The following is a 19724-nucleotide window of genomic DNA, read 5'->3' as shown; positions in this document are numbered from 1 at the left end:
ACACGGTGACGTGGACCTCTTGGGTGTTCAGTGACACCGACCCGCCATGCTCGCCTCGCGGCAAGTGGTCGCTCGTAGCGACGAAGGTTGGGCCCGGGGGCTTGGATCGGGCCGGTGTCACACCCAGGCTAACAAACAGTTCCCGTAAGGCCATTCCCGTACCGGAAGTTCATTTCAGGGCCACGGGCTCCGTCCGAGCTCCCTCCGGAGCTCAGTCCCGGCCGGACACCGGAACTCAGTCCCGCAGAAGATCCGGCACCCCGTGCCCGTCCGGCTCGTCGCGGTCGCCCGAGACGAGGGTCAGCTGCTGGGTGGCGCGGGTCAGGGCGACGTACAGGACGCGCAGGCCCGCCGGTGACTCGTCGGCGATCTCCGCCGGCGAGACGACGACCGTCGCGTCGTACTCCAGTCCCTTCGCCTCCAGGCTGCCGAGCGCCACCACGCGGTCGCCGAGCCCGGCCAGCCAGCGCCGGGCCTCCTCGCGGCGGTTCATGGCGACGACGACACCGACCGTGCCGTCGACGCGGTCGAGCAGCCGTGCGGCCTCCTGCCTGACCGTCTGCGCCGTCGAGTCCCGTACGACGGCGCTGTGTCCATTGTTCGTTGTCACAAAACGGGGCTCGACGCCCGTGGACCGTACGGCCGACGGGGACTGTGAGCCCGGCATGGCGAGGGCGAGGACCTTGGCGGCCAGCTCGGCGATCTCGGCGGGGTTTCGGTAGTTGACGGTGAGGGTGAAACGGCGCCGGGGACGGGTCCCGAGTGCCTCGTCGCGGGCCTCGGCGGCCTCGTCCGGGTCGGACCAGGACGACTGCGCCGGGTCCCCGACGACGGTCCAGGTGGCATGACGCCCCCGCCGCCCGACCATCCGCCACTGCATGGGCGTGAGGTCCTGCGCCTCGTCGACGATGACGTGCGCGTACTCGGTCCGCTCCTGCGCGAGCCGCTCGGCGCGCTCGCGCTGCGACTCCTCGCGTACGGGCATCAGCTCCTCGAGGCCGCTGAGCTGGTCGAGCGGATCGAGGTCGCGGCGCTTCCTGGGGCGCGCGGGTGTGCCGAGGATCGCCTGGAGCTCGTCGAGCATGGCCACGTCGTGCACGGAGAGCCCGTCCCGCTTGAGCGAGCGCGCCACCCGGCGGACCTCGCCGGGGTTGAGGATCCGCCGGGCCCAGCGCCCGAGCCGCCGCTCGTCGGCCATGGCGGCAAGGACATCCCGCGGGGTCAGCTCAGGCCACCACGCGTCCAGGAACGCGATGAAACTGTCCTCGGACGTGATGTCCTCGTCGAACGACGACCGCAGCTCGGCGGCCAGTTCCGGGTCCGCGTGCCGCGTACCGGCGCCCGACTGCGTCCACAACGCGTCGAGCAGCAGCTTGCGCGCACGCGGCCGCAACAGGTTGACCGGCGCGGTCCCGCTGAGCGCGTTGCGCCGGATGCGGTCCAGCTCGGCGGCCTCCAGCTCGAGCCGCCGTCCGAAGGCGACGACGCGAAGCCGCGTGGGAACGCCATCGGCGCCACGGCCGTCACGGGCCCACGGCCCTGCCCCGCCGGCCCTGTCGGCCCCACCGGCCTCGCCGCCGAGGGCGAGCTGCTCGGCGCCGCCCGCCCGCGCCCCGTTCGGCCCCGGCTCGAGCACGCCCCGCGCCGCCTTCCGCAGCACCTTGAGCATCCGGTACGAGCCCTTGGCGCGGGCCACCTGCGGGGAGTCGTACAGGGTGGCCTCCGCGCCGTCGACGAGGGAGCCGATCGCGCGGATGGCGACCTGGCCCTCCTCGCCGAGGGAGGGGAGGACGCCCTCGGTGTAGGCGACCAGCAGGGGGGTGGGCGAGACGATCAGGATGCCGCCCGCGTAGCGGCGGCGGTCCTGGTAGAGGAGGTAGGCGGCGCGGTGCAGGGCCACCGCCGTCTTGCCCGTGCCGGGGCCGCCCTCCACGTACGTGACGGAGGCGGCGGGGGCACGGATCACGAGGTCCTGCTCGGCCTGGATCGACGCCACGATGTCGCGCATGGTGTGGCTGCGGGCCTGGCCGAGCGCGGCCATGAGGGCACCGTCGCCGATCGCCGGGAGTTCGCGGCCGTCGAGGGAGGCCTTCAGCTCCGGGCGCATCAGGTCATCCTCGACGCCGAGGACCTTGCGGCCCTTGGAGCGGATGACCCGGCGGCGTACGACACGGCCCGGGTCGACCGGGGTCGAGCGGTAGAAGGGGGCCGCCGCGGGCGCCCGCCAGTCGATCACCAGGGGGGCGTAATCCGCGTCCAGTACGCCGATACGGCCGATGTGGAGCGTCTCCGCGATGTCCGCGGTGTTGTCGTCCCGCACCGCGCCCTCGGCCGGTTCCACCGCCGTGTACGCGCCGTCCGGACCCTTCTTGCCGTCCTTGCCCTGAAGCAGGTCAATCCGGCCGAAGAGGAAGTCCTCGAACTCGTTGTTCAGGCGGTTGAGGTGGATTCCCGCCCGGAACACCTGGGCGTCGCGCTCCGCGAGCGCCCCCGGCGTACCGACCTGACCGCGCTGGGCGGCGTCGTTCATCAGGAACTCCGCCTCGTCGATCTTCTCCTCGAGGCGCCGGTACACCCGGTCGAGATGTTCCTGTTCGACGCTGATCTCCCGGTCCCGTACGGAATCGTGGACCGAGTCGAGCGCGGTTTCCTGCTGAGCCTGAGCGGCCACCGGGCCCCCTTCTGACGTGCTGGGCAGCCGTCAACCGTACGCGAAGGGGGCCCTGGGAGGCTACGTGCGCGCTCTGGCTTTGCTCACGCGTCCACCCTGACGAGGAGCTTCCCGTCGAAGGACTTGACCTCGAAGTGGTCGATCTCGTTGGGCTTGAAGGCCGCGCCGCCGTGCACGTAGAGCGGGTTCTTCGCCTGCTCCGTCTTGGCGTTCGCAATGCCGTAACCCCACTCCGGAACCGACCACGAGGTCACCGTCTCGCGCTCGCCGTTCTTGCCGACGGCGATCAGGGAGCACTTGAGCGGGCCCTTGACGTTCTTGAGCTGGAGGACGCCGTGGGTGCCCCAGGCCTTCTCCTCGAGGGCGACAACAGCGTTGACCTGGGTCTTCGGGTCCGTGGCCTCGCGCTTGTCGGCCAGGATGTCGAAGGCGGCCTTGGCGGGGCTGGTGGCGTGCGCCTGGGGCGTCGTGGCGCCGTCGTCGCCGCCGTTGACCGCCATCACCGTCAGCGGACCACCGATGATCAGTGCTGCCGCGGCCGCCACCAGGTACATCCCGCGCCGGCGCTTCCTGGCGCGCCGCTCGGCCACCTCGTCGACCAGCCGCTCCGCGAGCCGCGGGCTCGGGCGGGCGGACAGGGACTCGGCGACCGCCGGGCTGCCCTGCGAGGCGGGCAGATCCGCGAGCGCGGCGAGCATCGGTTCCATGCCCGCGAGCCCGTCGAGCTGCTGGCCGCACCACTCGCAGGTGGCGAGGTGCGCCTCGAAGGCGGTCGCCTCCGCGTCGTCGAGAATGCCGAGGGCGTAGGCGCCGACGGTCTCGTGGATGTTGTCACCAGGGTTCTGCTGACCCCGTGGACCCTGCATGGCTCCTGGACCACCCGTTCCGTATCCCCCGTATGTGTTCATGCCGTCACCCCCCGCTCCTCCAGCGCCAGCTTCATCGACCGCAGGGCGTAGAACACCCGTGAGCGCACAGTGCCGCTGGGTATGCCGAGGGTCTCGGCAGCCTCATTGACCGTACGCCCCTTGAAGTAGGTTTCGACCAGGACCTCCCTGTGAGCAGGGGTCAGGTCGTCCAGCGCGTCCGACAGTGTCATCAGCCACAACGCCTTGTCGATCTCGTCCTCCGCGGGGATGACCTCCAGCGGCGACGGGTCGACCTCCTGCGGCCGGGCCTGCCGGCTGCGGTGGCCGTCGATGACGATGCGCCGGGCGACCGTCACCAGCCAGGGGCGTACCGAACCGGTCGCCCGATTGAGCTGACCGGCGTTCTTCCAGGCACGGATGAGCGTTTCCTGCACGACGTCCTCCGCGCGCTGCCGGTCCCCCGCGACCAGCCGCAGCACATATGCGAGGAGCGGTCCCGCATGTTCCCGGTACAGCGCACGCATGAGTTCCTCGTCCGGTTCACCGGACGAGGAGGAGGACGGATTCACGCGATGTCGGGCCCTTGGCCTTCGTTCATCAGCCACGGCGGAATCCTTGCGCACGCCTACCTCCGGTGTCCGGGGGTTCCCCCAGTCGGTCGCTCATATCCCGGTACGTGCCTGGGTGTGCGTGTGTTCAATGAGCAGCCAGATATTTCTTGTTGGAGTTGCGAAGGCGGCGCGAAGGCACGCGTTGATCACCTCGGGTGACTGGGAGATCACGTACGGGTGGGGTTGGGGTGGGCGCGAACGGGTGCGATCGGGCGCGCGTGGACGGAGGCGACGAGTCGGGCGCGTACGGCGATGAGTTGGGCGCGTACGGATGCGGTGAGTTGGGCGCGTACGGTGCGATCAGGCGCGCGTGCACGGATGTGATCAGGCGCGCGTGCACGGATGTGATCAGGCGCGCGTGCACGGATGTGATCAGGCGCGCGCGAGGGCCGCCCGGCGGCGGTGCCGGGCCACCCGCTCACGATTGCCGCACACCTCGCTGGAACACCACCGTCGGCGCCTGCCCCGGGAGGTGTCGAGATAGACGATCGGGCAGTTGTCCCCCTCGCACTGCCGCAGGCTCGCCCGCGCCACGGGATCGGTGAGCAGGTCGAGGGCGTCCCGGGCGACGACGGAGAGCAGTTCGGCGCAGCCGGGCGGGGTGCGCAGCCTGCGGTGCAGGGAACCGTCGTCCGCGCGTACGGCCCAGGGGGCGGGCGGAGTGCCCAGCGCGACCGCGTTGACGCGCGCGAGGGCCGCTTCGGCGGGGCGCGCGTCCAGTTCGCCCCGCACCAACTGCGCGATGTGTCCGCGCAGTTCACAGAAGGCGAGCAGCCACGTCGCGTCGACCGCCGCGAGCGGTGTCCCCGCGGGTACGAGTCCCGACGCGGCGATCCAGGCGCGCAGCCGGGCGGCCGAGTCGAGCCGTTCCTCGGGGTGGGTGGTCGCCGTCAGGTCCAGGCAGATCCGCCCGGAGTCGAACCGCAGCTCGTACGAGGCCGAGGCCGAGGCCGTGGCCGTGGCCATGCCCGATGCCATGTGCCTGTCACCGCCTAGGGGTTACCGCCATGAGGGGTCGGTGAGATACCGAGGAAAGGTGCTCATGGGATGCGTACCCCCTACAGTGCCTGCCCGCACGCCCGGCCGGAAGACTCAGTACCGCTCCGTTCCGGACGCGCGTTGACACGGCCGCGCGCGTGAGCCGCGAGCTGCGCCGAGGGCGCGATACGTCGGCGTACTTGGAGTCACGCGTCGGCGTACTTGGAGTCCGCGGCCGGGTCGAGGGCGAGCCGGTAGCCGCGCTTGACGACGGTCTGGATGAGCTTGGGTGCGCCCAGTGCCGTACGCAGCCTGGCCATCGCCGTCTCGACGGCGTGCTCGTCCCGGCCGGCTCCCGGCAGCGCGCGCAGCAGTTCGGCCCGGGCCACCACCCAGCCGGGCCGCCGCGACAGGGCCCGCAGCAGCGCCATCCCGGCGGGAGGTACGGGCCGCAGCGCCCCGTCCACCATCACCGCGTGCCCGCGGATCTCCACCCGGTGCCCGGCGATGGGCAACGCCCGCGCCCGCCCAGGCAGTTCCTGACACAGCAGCTGTACGAGGGGGCCGAGCCGGAAGCGCCCGGGCTGGACGGTGTCGATGCCCTTGGCCTGCAGCGGCAGCGCGGTGACCGGGCCGACGCAGGCGGGCAGCACGTCGTGGTGGAGGGCGGCGAGGAGTTCCGGGAGCAGCCCGCGGTCCTCCGCCCGGGACAGCAGGGATGCGGCGGCCGGCGCGCTGGTGAAGGTGAGCGCGTCCAGGCCGCGGGTGACGGCCGCGTCGAGCAGCCGGTCGACGGGCCCGATGTCCTCCGGCGGCATCCACCGGTACACCGGCACGGGTACCACTTCGGCGCCCGCGGCCCGCAGCGACTCCACGAACCCGGGCAGCGGCTCGCCGTGCAGTTGTACGGCGATACGGCGCCCGTCGACCCCTTCCTCCAGCAGCCGGTCGAGCACCTCGGCCATGGACTCGGAGGACGGCGACCACTCCTCCGTCAGCCCGGCGGCCCGTATGGCGCCCTTGACCTTGGGCCCGCGGGCGAGCAGTTCGACCCCCCGCAGCCGCGCGAGCAGGTCCTCGCCGAGCCCCCATCCGTCGGCGGCCTCGACCCAGCCCCGGAACCCGATCGCGGTGGTGGCGACCACCACGTCCGGGACCTGGTCGATCAACTCCTTGGTGGCGGTGAGCAGTTCGCTGTCGTCGGCGAGCGGCACGATGCGCAGGGCGGGCGCGTGCACCACGGAGGCGCCGCGCCGCTGGAGCAGCGCGCCGAGCTCGTCGGCACGGCGGGCTGCCGTCACGCCGACGGTGAATCCGGCGAGGGGGCCGTGGTCGTGGTCTGGTCGCTGTCGTTCGTCGTACATGGCTCTCGTCCCGCACTTGAGTCGTCGCACCGCAGGAGGCTGGGGCACCTGCATGCCGACCGAGCCTGTCAACAGCGCGTGACAGGCTCGGTCTTGCTTCATGTCGACGGTGTTACGTCACACCTCGGCATAGCTGAGCTGCGGTTTCGCCTCGGATGCGGCAGCTGTGGCCTGTGGTGCGGCGGCCGGGCGGCGAAGGTATACAGCCCAGGTGACCACGAAGCAGACGCCGTAGAAGGCGAGGAAGGCGACGAACGCGCCGGTGCCGGAGCCCACGCTCAGGAACGACTGGCGGAAGGCGAGGTTGATGCCGAGCCCGCCGAGCGCGCCCACCGCCCCGATGAGCCCCATGGAGGCACCGGACAGCCGTCGCCCGTATCCGGCGGCCTCCTCACCGGTCAGCCCCTTGGCGACGGCCTTGGCCTGGAAGATGCCGGGGATCATCTTGTACGTCGACCCGTTGCCGAGGCCGGTGAGCACGAACAGCACGATGAACGCGGTGGTGAACAGCGGCAGCGACTCCCGCATCGAGGCGATCACGATGATGCCGGTGGCGACGGCCATGCCGACGAAGTTCCACAGCGTGATCTTCGCGCCGCCGTAGCGGTCGGCGAGCCAGCCGCCCACGGGACGGATCAGGGAGCCGAGCAGCGGGCCGATGAAGGTGACGTACGCGGCCTGCAGCGGCGTACGCCCGAACTGTGTCTGGAGCACGAGCCCGAACGCGAAGCTGTAGCCGATGAACGACCCGAACGTCCCGATGTAGAGGAAGGACATGATCCAGGTGTGGGGGTCGCGGACGGCCTCCTTGGCGGCGCCGGTGTCGTTCTTCACGGACGAGATGTTGTCCATGCAGACGGCGGCGAGGACGGCGGCGACGACGATGAAGGGGATGTAGATCCCGAGCAGCACGCGCGGCCCGGCGCTCGCGCCGATGACGGCGAGGCCGACGAGCTGCACGACGGGGACGCCGATGTTGCCTCCGCCGGCGTTGAGGCCGAGGGCCCAGCCCTTCTTACGGAGGGGGAAGAAGGCGTTGATGTTGGTCATGGAGGAGGCGAAGTTTCCGCCTCCGATACCGGCGAGCATGGCGCACAGCAGGAACGTGGTGAAGGACGTCCCCGGCTCCATGACCACGAACGCCGCGATCGTCGGGAGCAGGAGCAGCGACGCGGACACGATCGTCCAGTTCCGGCCACCGAAGACCGCGACGGCGAAGGTGTACGGGACGCGCACGATGGCGCCGACGAGGGTCGCCATCGAGACGATGACGAACTTGTCGGCCGGGGTGAGCCCGTACTCCGGGCCCATGAAGAGCACCATCACGGACCACAGGGTCCAGATCGAGAACCCGATGTGCTCGGAGAGCACGGAGAAGGCCAGATTCCGCCGGGCGACCTTCTCACCGGTCTCGTTCCAGAAGGCCTCGTCCTCCGGATCCCAGTGCTCGATCCAGCGGCCTCCCCTGCTCGGTGCGGGGGCTGTGCTCGGGGCTGTCATGACGCCTCCACGGTGCTCCGGGACTCAGGTGGTTCGGTGGGCTGAGTCCCGAAGGTAGGGAGGGTGCGTTTCCGGCCTGTGGCTGTGGGTGACTGGAAGGGAACGTTGCTCTCACTCGGGGGGAGGGGGGTCGGTGAGGACGGTTCCGGGGGGCGCGGGTTACGGGTGGCCTACTGCTGGGGCGGGTGCCAGGTGGGCTGGGGGTGGCCTCCGTAGGGGCCGGGGGCGGGGCCGGGCTGCTGGGGTGCGGGGCCGGGCTGGGCGTAGAGGCTTGGGGCCTGGCCGGGGGCCTGCTGGCCGGGGTACGGGGATCCGTACGCCCCGGCGGGGGCCGGCGGGGTGTAGGGGACGGGGGCTGGGGGCTGTGCGGGCGCCTGCGGCGCATAAGAACCCGGGGCCGGGGGCTGCGCGGGCGCCTGCGGCGCATAGGAACCCGGGGCCTGCGGGGCATAGGAACCCGGAGCGTACGACGCATAGGTTCCCGGCATATGCTGCTGCGCCGCGTAAGCCGCCGGCGGCAGATACCGCACCCGGCCGCCTTCCTCCGTCACAGGCGTGAACCCGGCGGCCTGCAACCGCGCCGCGAACTTGGCGTTGCGTTTGCGCGTGACGACGAGACCGATACCGAAGACGGCCATGAGCACCGCCCAGAACACGCCCGCCACGACGAAGGCGACGGAGTCCCCACCGGTCCGCACCGCCAGGATCAGGCACGCGACGGTGACGCCGACGACGCCGTACAGCATCCGCTTCTCGGCGCTCTTCCCGGTGAGATCGAAGTTGATCCGGGCCTTCAGCAGTTCCAGCGCGTCAGGAATGACAGGCGGCAACGACTCCCCGTCCGCGGCCTTCGGGAACTGCGCCCAGTTCTGCGCGGCGCGCGCCCGAGCCTGCGGACTGGGATCGGGCACGAGGAGCATCTTGAGCGAGGCGTCCCGCCCACCGCCCTGCCGTACATCCGCGTACTCATACCCGAACTGCTGGGCGACGAAGGCAAGTCGGGCGAGCTTCTTCACGGGGGCCATGGGACTGGTGAGCTCGACCGCCTCCCCACTCGCCATCAGCTGGAACATCTTCCGAATCTGCCGCTTACTCACCGATCCAACTCCCCACCCGGCGAAAGCTCTTCACTTCCGCAACCGCTCTAACCGCCCTACGGTGTCATGCCCACACGCGCCACCAAAACCACGGGAGCCCCCACTTGACACGCCCTTGACGAACCGGTGACACCCCGGTGACCCCGCGCACAACCACCACACAGCACGCGGCAGACGACACCTGCCACCTCAGTCATGCAGCCACGGAGGCCCGAGCAAGCCGGGACCTCCCGACCTCGAACCACAGCAACTTCCCCGCGCCCCGCCCCAAGAGACCTTCATCGAGCGGCCAGGCACCCCATACATCCGCGTACTCCCGCACCAGGAACAGCCCGCGCCCACACTCAGCGCCCACGGGAACGGGCGGGACGCGACCCCCGGGAGGCTCGTCGAAGGGCGCAGGAATAGGAAATGGGCGAGTTGAACCACGTCACCGTGCGAGTCATCCCGTTCGGCAAGGGCTCTTTCCCCGGTACGGGACAGTCCATCGACTATCTGGTCGGCGCGGTCCCGCAGCTCGACACCGTTCAGCTGGACACCGTTCAGCTGGACACCCATCATGGCTGCGAATTCCTGGACGCCCAGGCACAGTTGGAGAAGTACCGTTACGTGCTCGACCGCATGGAGGCCAACGCCCTCAAGCCCGCCGAGTCCCGCGACCTGATCCACCGCATCGCCAAGAACACCTAAGAGAGCCCAACCGTGTCCGACCTCCACTGGCAGAAGTCGACGTACAGCCCCGACGCCTCCAACTGCGTCTACGTCGCGGCCCCCGCTCCCGATGCCATCCACCTCCGCGAGAGCGACGAACCGCAGATCATCCTCACAACCACCCGCGATCCCCTGAGCGCCCTGATACGCACCCTGAAGACGAACCCGTCGAGGCGTCGCGCCTGACCAATTGGCAGATTTGGGCCACGCGCTGCTCCCAAGAAGGCCGAAATCAACGGGCGGCACCACACGCCGGGTGGCCCAAAGTCTCCAATTGTCTACGGCGACGCGGTCGCAAAGGCACCCTCACGAGGCAGCCGCACGAGGCGGGAACAGCCTGTCGTACACCCGGACGAGCAGCACCGCCAAAGGAATGCCAACGAGGCTGGCGGCAAAGCCGATTGCCCAGAGCGCCGGGTATTGCCTAGAGGTGTCCGTGCCGCCTGGACCACCATGCCGGCCGCCACCAAAGGGCAGTGATTCCATGATGGCACCGAAGAGAACTTCAAGGGTGACGACACAGACGACGGCACCCACACCCCAGACGAAGCGCCGGAGTCTGGGCTTCCATGGCTCCACCACCTGGAACAGGCAGAGGGCGAAGATCACGAACAGAAGGGGAACGGCGAGACCGGCCACCACCGCGAAACCGTACGCCCCACCAGGGCAAGAGCCGCCCGCCCAGCGCCAGACTTCCGGGCCCCAGGCCTGCTTCCCCCAGACAGGGACAACCACAAGTCCGAGGACGATGCCCACCACGATGAGACAGGTCACGCCACGCTGGCGATTCGTGCCGTTTTCTGGGCTGGCGGAGCCTTTGTTCGCGGTCATGGTGCCTTGCTGGAGTCCGCATCCAGCGGATTGTCGAAGCTGACCGTGTCCGCGATCTGACGGAGGATCGTGCGGTACTCCGCACGGCGAGCCATGGCCGTCGTACTGAGCGTGAGGAGAGCCAGTCGCTTGCAGTCCGGGTGGGGCAGGTAGGCATAGACCTGGAGCAAGGGAGCCGTTGGGAGCCCGCTGTCGGCCGAAGGCGTGCGGACGGTCTCGCTGAACGTAGCCGGGCCGCAGGGCAGTTCGCGGTACTCGGTGTGCGTGTGCCCCTCGGTACCGGTCACCGCACGGGCGGCCGTCACCCCACGTGGAGCCACCGCCGTTTCACGCCAGGAGACGGTGAAAAAGGAGAGCAGCGGCTGGCCGCCGCTCGCGCCGCTCTCGTCCACGTCGTCACGGTGCAGGCCGATGGAGCAATGCACAGTGCCCACCTCACGCAGCGCACTCATCAACTGCTGAGCTGACGCGAACTGCGCGATGAACTGCTGCCGGGCCATCTCGTCGGCCGCCGCGTCAAGGAAGGGCGCGACGGCCGTACGCAACTGGTCGGCCGCCGGGGAGCCAGGTTCGGGCAGCAGGGCGTCGAGAGGGAGGGCGGTGAAGCCGGCGGGTTCCGCGAACCAGAGCTCAGCTTCCGGGTCATTGACGGAGTCATCAAGGAGGAACGTAGGGGCACTCACAGGCCTCCTCCTACTCGGGGAGGCGGGGTGCCCGGGAAGATGCCGACGCGTCGACCGCGCTCGATGTCATCCGGGGTGGCCGCCCAGTCGGCGAAGGTCTGGCCATCCTGCAATGCCGTCCACTGTTCAAGAGCATGCAAGCGACGCGGCGCGGAACCACTACGCGCAGACGCGGCAATGAGGCCGATGAAACGCGGGTCGCCCGCGAACCAGACGGTCTGGATCTGCTCCTTCAGATGCGGCTTGGCCCGCGGAGCCATCCGGCGGTGCCACCACTCAACCCGGAGATGTGTCCGGAATGAAAGCGCGAGTCGTTGTTCGGGGCGGGCCGGGTTGACGAACTCGAACCATCCGTTCTTCATTCCGGGGACATCGGGGCGCTCAGTCAACGCGTGCGGGGCGTTTTGCACCATCTGCCAGGGATAGGTTCGCAGAATCCGACGCATTCGAACTGCCGGAGAGAAGTAGCGCAGTTGCGTCACGGCCCGGTAAAAGCAATACAAAAGAGGCAAAACAAACAAGAAGCTGAAACCTGGAGAAAGGAATACGACCAGTACGTACAGCAGAGCCCACCAGCTAACAATCCAACCGATCAGGCCAACCACGTTCATAGCCATGTGGCCTGCCCAAGCCCGGCGGGTGGCTGGGTGGTCCCAGGCGGTTGGATAGTCAGCGGGATTCACAGGTTTACCTCTTCAGGGGGCGGCTGTCAGAAAACATGGCGGACAAGGTTGAGGATCCCACCGTTGTCGATAACTAGGCGCGTACCGTCGATACCGGCCACAGTACCGTCCTTGTATTTGCTGTCATCCGCGTCCGCCACCTTGTTGTACAGGCCGAAACCACCGGTACCCACACCCACCAGGCCCGAGGTCGCGGCCACGGCCTTGGCCGCAGTGTCAGGGTTGAGGCCGAGACCGCGTACGCCCCGGGCAGTCAGCGGATTGTCCAGCCGCGCGATGCCTTGCATGCTTTCCATGGTCTTGGTGCCGAACGTGGCGAACTTCTGCCCGAGCGTCAAGGCTTCGCTCCCGGTCCGAATCGCACCTCTCAACCCTCTGGCCCCTCCTACGACCGCTCCCAGCCCTGGAAATGCCCCCGCCATGTCAGCTCCCACCGAGACCACGTTGCTCCAGAAGTCGGCGTCGAGCTCACCCTTGGTGAAGCCGTCCATGAGCGAGGACCGCGTCTCGGGGTCGGAAAGACGGTATGCGAAGGCAGTTGCACTCAAGGCAGAAGCCGTCAGCATCAGCGCCGCCACCATCGCCATCCCCAACGGGCCCGCGAAGAGGATCGCCACGACCCCGATGACCCCAGCTACAAAGCTGAGGATGTCAGGCAGATTCTCGTCCAGCCAATCCAGCGCGTCGTCGAACCACCCCGGCTCATGCGGCGCCAGCTTGTCCGTCGCGTCGCGGATCTTGCCCGCGCGGTACTTGGCCTTGTTCTCGTGCTCCTCGGCGAGCTTCCTCGCCCTGCCGCGGATCTTCTCCAACTCAGCCTCGGCCTCTTCGACCGCCGTGTTCGCGCGGTCCAGAGCCTTCTGGGCGGCCTCCTGGTCGGCACCCTTCTTGTCCAGGGCAGGACTGTCGCCGGCGCTGGTGGCGCGCCCCTTGGCACGGTCCACCGCGTCCTGGGCGTCCTTGGCCTCCTCCTCCAGCTTCTTCGCCTGGCGCTGGAAGTCGTCGAGTTCGCCCTCCCAGAGGCTCAGCTGTTTGGCCGCCTTGCCGATGGAGTGCGCCGCGTTCTTCAGGTTCAGCGGCAGCGGGCCGCCGTCGAGCTGTTCACGGAAGGCGACGGCGGCGTCGCCCTTCCAGTAGCTGCCGTCCAGGAGCTTGGTCACCAAGTCGTGCGTGTCCGAGAGGACTTTGGCGCAACCGGAGAGCTTCTTACGGAGCGTCTGCACCGTCTCCGTGTCGCCCGGCACGGGATTGAAGCCCAAGTGCGGGTAGTTGGGGTTCGGGATCTCCGGAGAGGATTTCAGCCCTTGGGGAAGGGAGCCGTTTCTACGAGCCTGGGAGTCGGGGTACGGCGAGGGCTCAACGCCCGGGGTGACACTCACTTCTTGCCTCCACCCTTGCCTTCGCCGGCCTCCTTCAAAGCCTGTTCCAGGGCTACGTCCACTTCGCGGTAGCTGTCCTTGCTCTTGCCGATGATCTCGGCCAGGTCCTCCGTCTGCTTGCCGATCTCCTCCGAGCCGTACTTCCAGTCCTCCTGGAAGTCCTGGCATGCGCCGTCGAGATCGTCTGTGCCCAGTCCGGTGACGGTCGCGTCTGACAGCGCCTTGCGGACACCTTTCAGCGAATCGGCGGATTTGTTGAGCATTTTCATGAAACGCGCGAGTTCGTCACCGTCGACCGCCAGCCGCTCCGCCACTGCGTCCCGCTCCGTCCTGTCAGCCTCTCCGAGGAAGGAACGACCCTAGCCACACGTCGCCCCACCAGGCCAACCGCTCCCAAGGCCGCGGTTGGCCATTGGCCGGAAACGCATCCTGCGTTCAACGGTTGACCGCTTGGATCTCCTGCACGACGACGTCCTGCTCCGCGCCGAACTCGCCGTCCGGCAACCGCTGCGCACCGACGACACCCGTGCCCGTCCACGAGATCTTCCAGGTGATCGTGGCCTTGAGCTGATACGAGCCCCCGCCCGAGGAACGTAGGTACCTCACACCGCACGGTGGGGTCTCGTCCGACTTCCCCTTGGCGTACGCCTCACCGATCCGATCGCCGTTGAGCCCGCAGACACCGGAAGCGGGATATGTCGTGGCGTCCTCCGTGCCCGGCCCGATCTTCAGCGACACCGGTTCGGCTGTCGTTGTCGCCTCGATGCCGAGCACCGGCACGGACGCGGTGACCGAAACCGGTTTGAACTCGGCAGCGTCTAGCCAGGCCCAGGTCGGCAGGTTGACCTTAGTCGTTCCTTCGGGCGCCAGAGTCACCTTGGTACTGGGGACACGGATCTCGGCGTACGCGAGCTCGGCAAGAATCTCGGGCGTGACAGCGTTCTCGATGTCAGCGGGCGGGTCATCACCCTCGTCCACCCAGAAGATAGGTTCCTTACACTTGTCCCAGCCGGGTGGGTAGTTCTCGTCAACGTACGAGTCCCACCAGTAACCCTTGCCCGTCTTGTCCTTGTTGAAGTCCTTATAGGGATCACCGTTCACATAACGGTCACGCTGCTGCGCATCCCATTCGTAACCCGTGGAGCCAGCCTCCCAGATCGGCTCCAAGTACGCCTTGAGCTGCGCAGGCGTGTACTTCGGGGCGTACCAGCAGGCCGGCGGGGACCAGGTCGTGGTCGACGTGACGGCACCCACAGTGCCGCCCTTGCCGTTCTTCGAACGGTCGAAGACAATCCCGCCCGCCGTCGCGTTGATCGTGTCGCCGTCAGTCCCTCCCGTGGCACCAGTTCCTGCCCCAGAGCCGGACCCTCCACCAATCGACCCTCCACCGGGAGGAGTTTGATCGGCGAAGGCAGAGGGAGAGGAGACCAAGCAGAGTGCTCCTGCTGCGATCGCAGCCGTTGCCAAGCGGAAGAGTCGGATCACGGCTGGCACCTGTCAGCCCCTCGAGTGGACGCGATCTTCACGAGCTCCCAGACTCCTTCCCGGTTCCTTTGCACCTGAGCCCCATAGGCGACATAGCTGTTCTTGGTGACCTTCGTCTTCTTGACCTCTTGGGTCTTGATGACCTTGCTGAAGCCCTTACTCTCGTCCGCGCAGTAACTAAGAGAAGCCGCTTCCTGGGACTTCACCATGACTTGCCGGTCGAAGTAACGCACACTTCCGGTGACCGTCCAGCCTGCGTCTTTGAAGGCCTTGACCCACTGCTCGGCAGCCACCGCACCTTCACCCTCGGTGTAGAACTCCAGGGCTGGCAGCCTCGGGTCTTGAGCATCAATAGCAGAGTTGAGTGCGCGGATGAACTCCGCGTTGTCCCTCAGAATTGCATCCTGCGTGGCGTCGCCAGTCTTTTCTGGGGAGAAGGTGAACGCCAGATCCGACGGCAGTTTGATCGTCGGACGCGCGGCCGAGGCCGTCGCACTCACGCTCGGCGACGCCGACGTCTCGCTTGCCGTGCCGGCCCCGGCGATCTTGTCGTTGTCCTTCGACCCACCGTCACCCCCGCCGCAAGCAGCGAGAAGCAGTGCAGCCGCCGCACCAACGGCGGCTGTAGCGAGCAGGCGAGGACGGCGGTTCACGGCAGGCTCCTGTGCGGCGTGGGGTTCGGGAGGGCAGCAACACGCTATCGGGGACGCGTGTGACGACACCAGAGCGAATAACGCCAAGGGGGGAAGATTGGTCGGGCATAGCGTGACAGAGCATGACCAACGAGCCGCTCCAAACCTCCGATTGAGTGATGTGGAGCGTGGGAAGCGTCACCGCGTTGGCCGCCGCAAAGCCTCAAGCCCCGAAGCGGCGACGCCACTTCAGGGCTTGAGGGATACGAGGAGGTGTGAGGGTCCCACCCATTGAGGGCGGTCTACCCATTGAGCGCGGTCACCCGTGCCCCCGGTGCCTCCCATCCCGTCCCCGGGCCGTCCTCGACCCGTTCGGCCAAAGCCGCGGGCCCCGTCTCGCCGCGATGTCCTCGATCCAGCCGACCGTCGCGATCGTCAGGCCGAGCAATGGCCACACGAGCACGAAATTCCAGAGCGCGGACGTCGCGTCGAGGGCCGTCGTCGCGCCGTCGCTCTGCAGGAAGGGGAGGTTGTACGCCTGGTCGATTCACCTCCTGGACCGACACCAACCGCAGCCGCTACGTCTACGCCTACGACGACCATGACCGCTGCACCAGCCAGGGCGGCGATGCCGGCCATATCAGCGGCACCTTCTCCTACGACGGAAGCGACCCCGTCTGGCCCGACTGCCGCGTCACCACCCACACCACCGCCGAGGGTCCCGGTTTGTCGTCAACGACAACAGCCAGGTCATCGCTGAAATCGACCCGCTCGGCCACATCACGCGCACCGAGTACGACGAACACCACCACGTCCGGTCCCGAACCGACGCCCTCGGCAATACCACGACGTACACCAACAACGTCTTGGGGCGGCCGACCAGAGTCCGCCAGCCGGACGGCGGCGTGCTCACGGTGGACTACAACGAGCACGCTCTGCCGATCCGTGTCACGCAGCCGGACGGAGCCGTCTGGGAGCACACCTACGACGAGCGGGGAAATCCCGTCCGCCTGTCCCACCGGAACGGTGCGCTCACCCACTTCGCGTACGACGAGCGGGGCAACCTCAGCGCCGTCACCGACGCCAGCGGGGCAACCACCCAGGTGCGGTGCAGCCCCGCCGGCCTGCGTGTCGAGACCGTCAGCGCGCTGGGCGACCGCACGACCCGCGCCTACGATCCGTTCGGCCGACTCAGCACGAGCACGGATCCTCTGGGGCACACGACGCGACTGTGGTGGACGGTCGAGGGCGGGATCGCCCGAGTTCTCGGTCCCGACGGCTCCGAAGAGACATGGGCCTACGACGGCGAGGGAAACTGCACTGCCCACACGGACCCGGGTGGCGCGCGCACGACCTTCGAGTACACGTACTTCGACCTACTGAGGTCCCAGACCGGGCCCGACGGCAGCCGCCATGAATTCGCGTACGACGCCTCGCTCAGGCTTACCCAGGTGACCAACCCCCTTGGTCTCACCTGGCTTTACACGTACGACGGCGCGGGCCGCCTCACAACCGAGACCGACTTCGACAACCAGCGGATCACCTATGAACGCGATGCGACGGGTCAGCTCGTACGGCGGGTCAACCCGGCGGGGCAGAGCGTCCGTTACGCCTATGACGCCATGGGACGGCTGCTTACCAAAACGGCGGACGGTGAGGTCACCTCGTACGCGTACGACCCGGTGGGCCGACTCATCCGCGCATCGAGCGTCGGCTGCGACCTGGAATGGGACCGCGACCTCGGCGGACGGATCACGGCCGAACGGATCAACGGGCGCACACTGGCCTCGGCCTATGACGCGCTGGGGCGGCGCGTGGAGCGCGTCACTCCGTCAGGGGCCCGGGCGCACTATGAGTACGACACCGTCGGGCGCACCACGTCTCTCCGCACCTCGGGCCACACCGTCGACTTCACCCGTGATGCGGCAGGACAGGAGATCGGCCGTCTGATCGGCGACTCCTTGTCACTCGCCCAGACTTGGGACGCCGCCGGTCGTCCGCTGGAACAGCTCGTGACAGCGGCTGGGAACCAGATCCAGCAACGCTCGTACGGCTACCGCACGGATCAGTACCTCGTCCGGGTCGAGGATGCTCTCGACGGTGCGATGAGCCTCGAGCTCGATGCCGTGGGGCGCGTGTCCCGGATCCAGGGGCACTCCCAGACTGAGAGCTACTCCTACGACGAGGCCGGTCAGGTGACGTCTGCCGCCTGGCCCGGCCACCGGATAGCCAAGGAGGCGGAAGGGGACCGGCTGCTGTCGGGGATCCGGCTGGACCGTGCCGGCTCGACGCGCTACGAGTACGACTCGGCGGGACGGGTCGTCGTACGCCGCAAAACGCGTCTCTCACGGAAATCCGACGTATGGCGGTACTCGTGGGATCCCGAGGACCGTCTGACGTCCGTGATCACACCGGAGGGCACGGTCTGGCGTTATCTGTACGATCCGCTCGGCCGCAGGATCTCCAAGCAGCGCCTTGGCGACGACGGCCGCACGGTCGTGGAACGGACCGACTTCACCTGGGACGGACCGACCCTCGCCGAGCAGACCACTATCGCGCCCGGGCTTCCGCATCCCGTCACCCTGACCTGGGATCACCAGGGGCATCGGCCCATCGCCCAGACCGAACGCCTCACGGCCACGGGCACACAGGAGGAGATCGACTCCCGATTTTTCGCCATCGTCACCGACCTGATCGGTACGCCCACCGAACTGGTGGACGAGCAGGGCTCCGTGGCATGGCGCGCGCGGCGGACGGTCTGGGGACTCACCGCTTGGCCCAAAGAGAGTCAGGCCTACACACCTCTGCGCTTCCCCGGCCAGTATCACGACCCGGAGACCGGCCTCCACTACAACTATCAGCGCTACTACGACCCTGAAACGGCGCGTTACACCTCACTCGACCCACTCGGCCTGGCGCCCGCTCCCGACCCTTACGGATACGTCACCAACCCGCTGCGGCAGTTCGACCCCTTCGGACTCATGTCCTGCGACGACACGGTGGTCCTCTACCATGGCTCGCGCAACTGGACCGGCAATCAATTCTCCTTGAGTCATTCCGATGACCTCCAGCGGGATTACACCCCGGACATGGGCGTGTATCTGACAGATGACTTCAACAGGGCTGCAACCGGATACGCCACTCCCGAAGGAACGGTCGTCCGAGTTGAAGTTCCCAGATCGTTCGCTGAATCCGTGTATCGAACACATGGTGGCCCGGCCGGAAGGGAGCCCGAATATTATGTCAACACCCAGGAAGGGGTGGATATCCTGAATGCCGGCTCCCCTCGTGCGCTTCCCCAGCGCGACGCAATCATCCAACACATGATGGGTCAGTTCTAGTTCAAAGATGTGAGGCACCAGAAAAAGATGACGGCACAGATTACCCCCATTCCCGAATCAAGTCTCGCCCGTTCGGTGTTCGGGCCGCTCGGTGGTGTGATCGAAGTCGGTGCGGTGAACGCTACCGGCACGTGGGAGATTGCTGATGTGTCGGTGGGGAGGTTCCTGGCCAGCCGGCAGCACGACGTCGAACGTCTGTTGGGTGGAATCCGTGAGGTCTGTAAATTCAGCAACGCGGCGATGGCAATCGTCGATGAGCTGGGTCGATTTCGGGACCACGAGGTACCCGCCGCGTTCCTGCTGCTGTGGTCTGGGGGGATCGAGGCCGTTCCGCAGAACTTGGCGGAACTCGAAGAGCCGCTGAGGGTGCGCCGGATGTGCCGCATGGCCGCGGATCTGCAACTGACACACTTTCTTCAGGCCTTGATCACTGCCGCCATCGCGGCAGGGACGGAAGCCGGGCAAGGGGCGGCAGATGTCGCCGAAATTCTAGGCACTGCCGCCGACTTGGCGGATGAGTCGGGACGAACCGCGCCGCCTGAGGTCTTCAGGTTGTGGCGAGTCGCTTATCTACCAGGCATCCTTCGACCCGAGTCGGACGCTCCCGAAAGCGGCAAGGCAGGTTTCCGGGCCTACGATCAGGCGCTGGAGCAGCTGCTCGATCGATGAGCGGGGACCCTCCGAGCGATTCGTTCCATCATCCTGGCACGGCACGTATCCTGCACCTCAAGCTCTCTCGACAAAATCTCATGACCCACGAACTCCCGGAATTCTGGGCCTACGGCGCGCACTACTACCCCGACGACCTGGACGGGCCCCCGACCGGCGACCCGCAGGCCGATGCGGGCATCGACTTCAAGGGCTTGCCGGTGCGACCGGCCCCGCCGAA

Annotated in this window: 17 protein-coding genes and 1 pseudogene; 4 read left to right on the top strand and 14 right to left on the bottom strand. The window is 67.8% G+C overall.

Annotated features, from left to right (window positions below; all coding sequences use genetic code 11):
* Nucleotides 1-235 precede the first annotated feature (235 nt).
* The 7 genes from C4B68_RS24870 to C4B68_RS24840 all read right to left on the bottom strand — a co-directional run bounded on the left by C4B68_RS24870 (nt 236) and on the right by C4B68_RS24840 (nt 9090).
* A complete protein-coding gene (locus tag C4B68_RS24870) occupies nt 236-2671 on the bottom strand; it encodes a HelD family protein (RefSeq protein WP_099504465.1) in 2436 nt (811 codons plus the stop codon).
* Between the two features lie 83 nt (nt 2672-2754).
* On the bottom strand, nt 2755-3537 hold the full coding sequence (locus C4B68_RS24865; protein WP_240634460.1) for a zf-HC2 domain-containing protein: 783 nt from the start codon (nt 3535-3537) through the stop codon (nt 2755-2757).
* Between the two features lie 38 nt (nt 3538-3575).
* Nucleotides 3576-4163: a sigma-70 family RNA polymerase sigma factor gene (locus C4B68_RS24860; RefSeq protein ID WP_099504461.1), complete on the bottom strand. Its 588-nt coding sequence runs from the start codon at nt 4161-4163 to the stop codon at nt 3576-3578.
* 360 nt (nt 4164-4523) lie between these two features.
* Complete coding sequence (locus C4B68_RS24855; RefSeq protein ID WP_240634459.1) at nt 4524-5117, bottom strand: CGNR zinc finger domain-containing protein; 594 nt, start codon at nt 5115-5117, stop codon at nt 4524-4526.
* 218 nt (nt 5118-5335) lie between these two features.
* On the bottom strand, nt 5336-6493 hold the full coding sequence (locus tag C4B68_RS24850; RefSeq protein WP_099504457.1) for a uroporphyrinogen-III synthase: 1158 nt from the start codon (nt 6491-6493) through the stop codon (nt 5336-5338).
* Nucleotides 6494-6610: 117 nt separating this feature from the next.
* Nucleotides 6611-7993, bottom strand: coding sequence for a nitrate/nitrite transporter (locus C4B68_RS24845; RefSeq protein ID WP_099504455.1), 1383 nt, complete (start codon nt 7991-7993; stop codon nt 6611-6613).
* A gap of 170 nt (nt 7994-8163) precedes the next feature.
* Nucleotides 8164-9090 (bottom strand): hypothetical protein, encoded by a 927-nt coding sequence (locus tag C4B68_RS24840; RefSeq protein WP_240634458.1) that lies wholly within the window; start codon nt 9088-9090, stop codon nt 8164-8166.
* A gap of 408 nt (nt 9091-9498) precedes the next feature.
* Here C4B68_RS24840 and C4B68_RS24830 point away from each other — a divergent pair.
* Together C4B68_RS24830 and C4B68_RS24825 are read left to right on the top strand one after the other, a co-directional pair.
* Nucleotides 9499-9780 (top strand): annotated as a pseudogene (locus C4B68_RS24830) (Scr1 family TA system antitoxin-like transcriptional regulator); the annotation flags it as partial.
* Nucleotides 9781-9792: 12 nt separating this feature from the next.
* A complete protein-coding gene (locus C4B68_RS24825) occupies nt 9793-9987 on the top strand; it encodes a DUF397 domain-containing protein (RefSeq protein WP_099504453.1) in 195 nt (64 codons plus the stop codon).
* A gap of 120 nt (nt 9988-10107) precedes the next feature.
* Here the strand turns inward: C4B68_RS24825 and C4B68_RS24820 are convergent, their stop codons facing one another.
* The 7 genes from C4B68_RS24820 to C4B68_RS24790 form a co-directional block, all read right to left on the bottom strand.
* Nucleotides 10108-10632: a hypothetical protein gene (locus tag C4B68_RS24820; protein ID WP_143674392.1), complete on the bottom strand. Its 525-nt coding sequence runs from the start codon at nt 10630-10632 to the stop codon at nt 10108-10110.
* Nucleotides 10629-11315, bottom strand: coding sequence for a hypothetical protein (locus C4B68_RS24815; RefSeq protein WP_099504449.1), 687 nt, complete (start codon nt 11313-11315; stop codon nt 10629-10631). Before C4B68_RS24815 ends, C4B68_RS24820 begins: the two co-directional genes overlap by 4 nt.
* Nucleotides 11312-11932 (bottom strand): hypothetical protein, encoded by a 621-nt coding sequence (locus C4B68_RS41405; RefSeq protein WP_143674390.1) that lies wholly within the window; start codon nt 11930-11932, stop codon nt 11312-11314. The genes C4B68_RS24815 and C4B68_RS41405 overlap by 4 nt, the downstream gene beginning before the upstream one ends.
* A 92-nt stretch (nt 11933-12024) precedes the next feature.
* Nucleotides 12025-13257 (bottom strand): putative T7SS-secreted protein, encoded by a 1233-nt coding sequence (locus tag C4B68_RS24805; protein ID WP_240634457.1) that lies wholly within the window; start codon nt 13255-13257, stop codon nt 12025-12027.
* 116 nt (nt 13258-13373) lie between these two features.
* A complete protein-coding gene (locus tag C4B68_RS24800; protein WP_099504443.1) occupies nt 13374-13691 on the bottom strand; it encodes a hypothetical protein in 318 nt (105 codons plus the stop codon).
* 121 nt (nt 13692-13812) lie between these two features.
* Entirely contained in the window at nt 13813-14871 is a 1059-nt protein-coding gene (locus C4B68_RS24795; RefSeq protein WP_099504441.1) for a hypothetical protein, read from the bottom strand.
* On the bottom strand, nt 14859-15515 hold the full coding sequence (locus C4B68_RS24790; RefSeq protein ID WP_099504439.1) for a hypothetical protein: 657 nt from the start codon (nt 15513-15515) through the stop codon (nt 14859-14861). The genes C4B68_RS24795 and C4B68_RS24790 overlap by 13 nt, the downstream gene beginning before the upstream one ends.
* Nucleotides 15516-16360: 845 nt before the next feature.
* On the opposite strand from C4B68_RS24790, the gene C4B68_RS24775 reads away from it, so the two are divergent.
* Nucleotides 16361-18835 carry an RHS repeat-associated core domain-containing protein gene (locus C4B68_RS24775; protein WP_099504437.1) on the top strand — a complete coding sequence of 825 codons (2475 nt, stop codon included), beginning with the start codon at nt 16361-16363 and terminating at the stop codon, nt 18833-18835.
* A 27-nt stretch (nt 18836-18862) separates the two neighbouring features.
* On the top strand, nt 18863-19504 hold the full coding sequence (locus tag C4B68_RS24770) for a hypothetical protein (protein ID WP_143674388.1): 642 nt from the start codon (nt 18863-18865) through the stop codon (nt 19502-19504).
* The last annotated feature ends 220 nt before the right edge of the window (nt 19505-19724 follow it).

The organism is Streptomyces dengpaensis (assembly GCF_002946835.1).
GTDB classification, from domain to species: Bacteria; Actinomycetota; Actinomycetes; order Streptomycetales; family Streptomycetaceae; genus Streptomyces; species Streptomyces dengpaensis.
The sequence above is the reverse complement of the archived record's forward strand: the minus strand, read 5'-3'. Positions and strand labels throughout refer to the sequence as shown.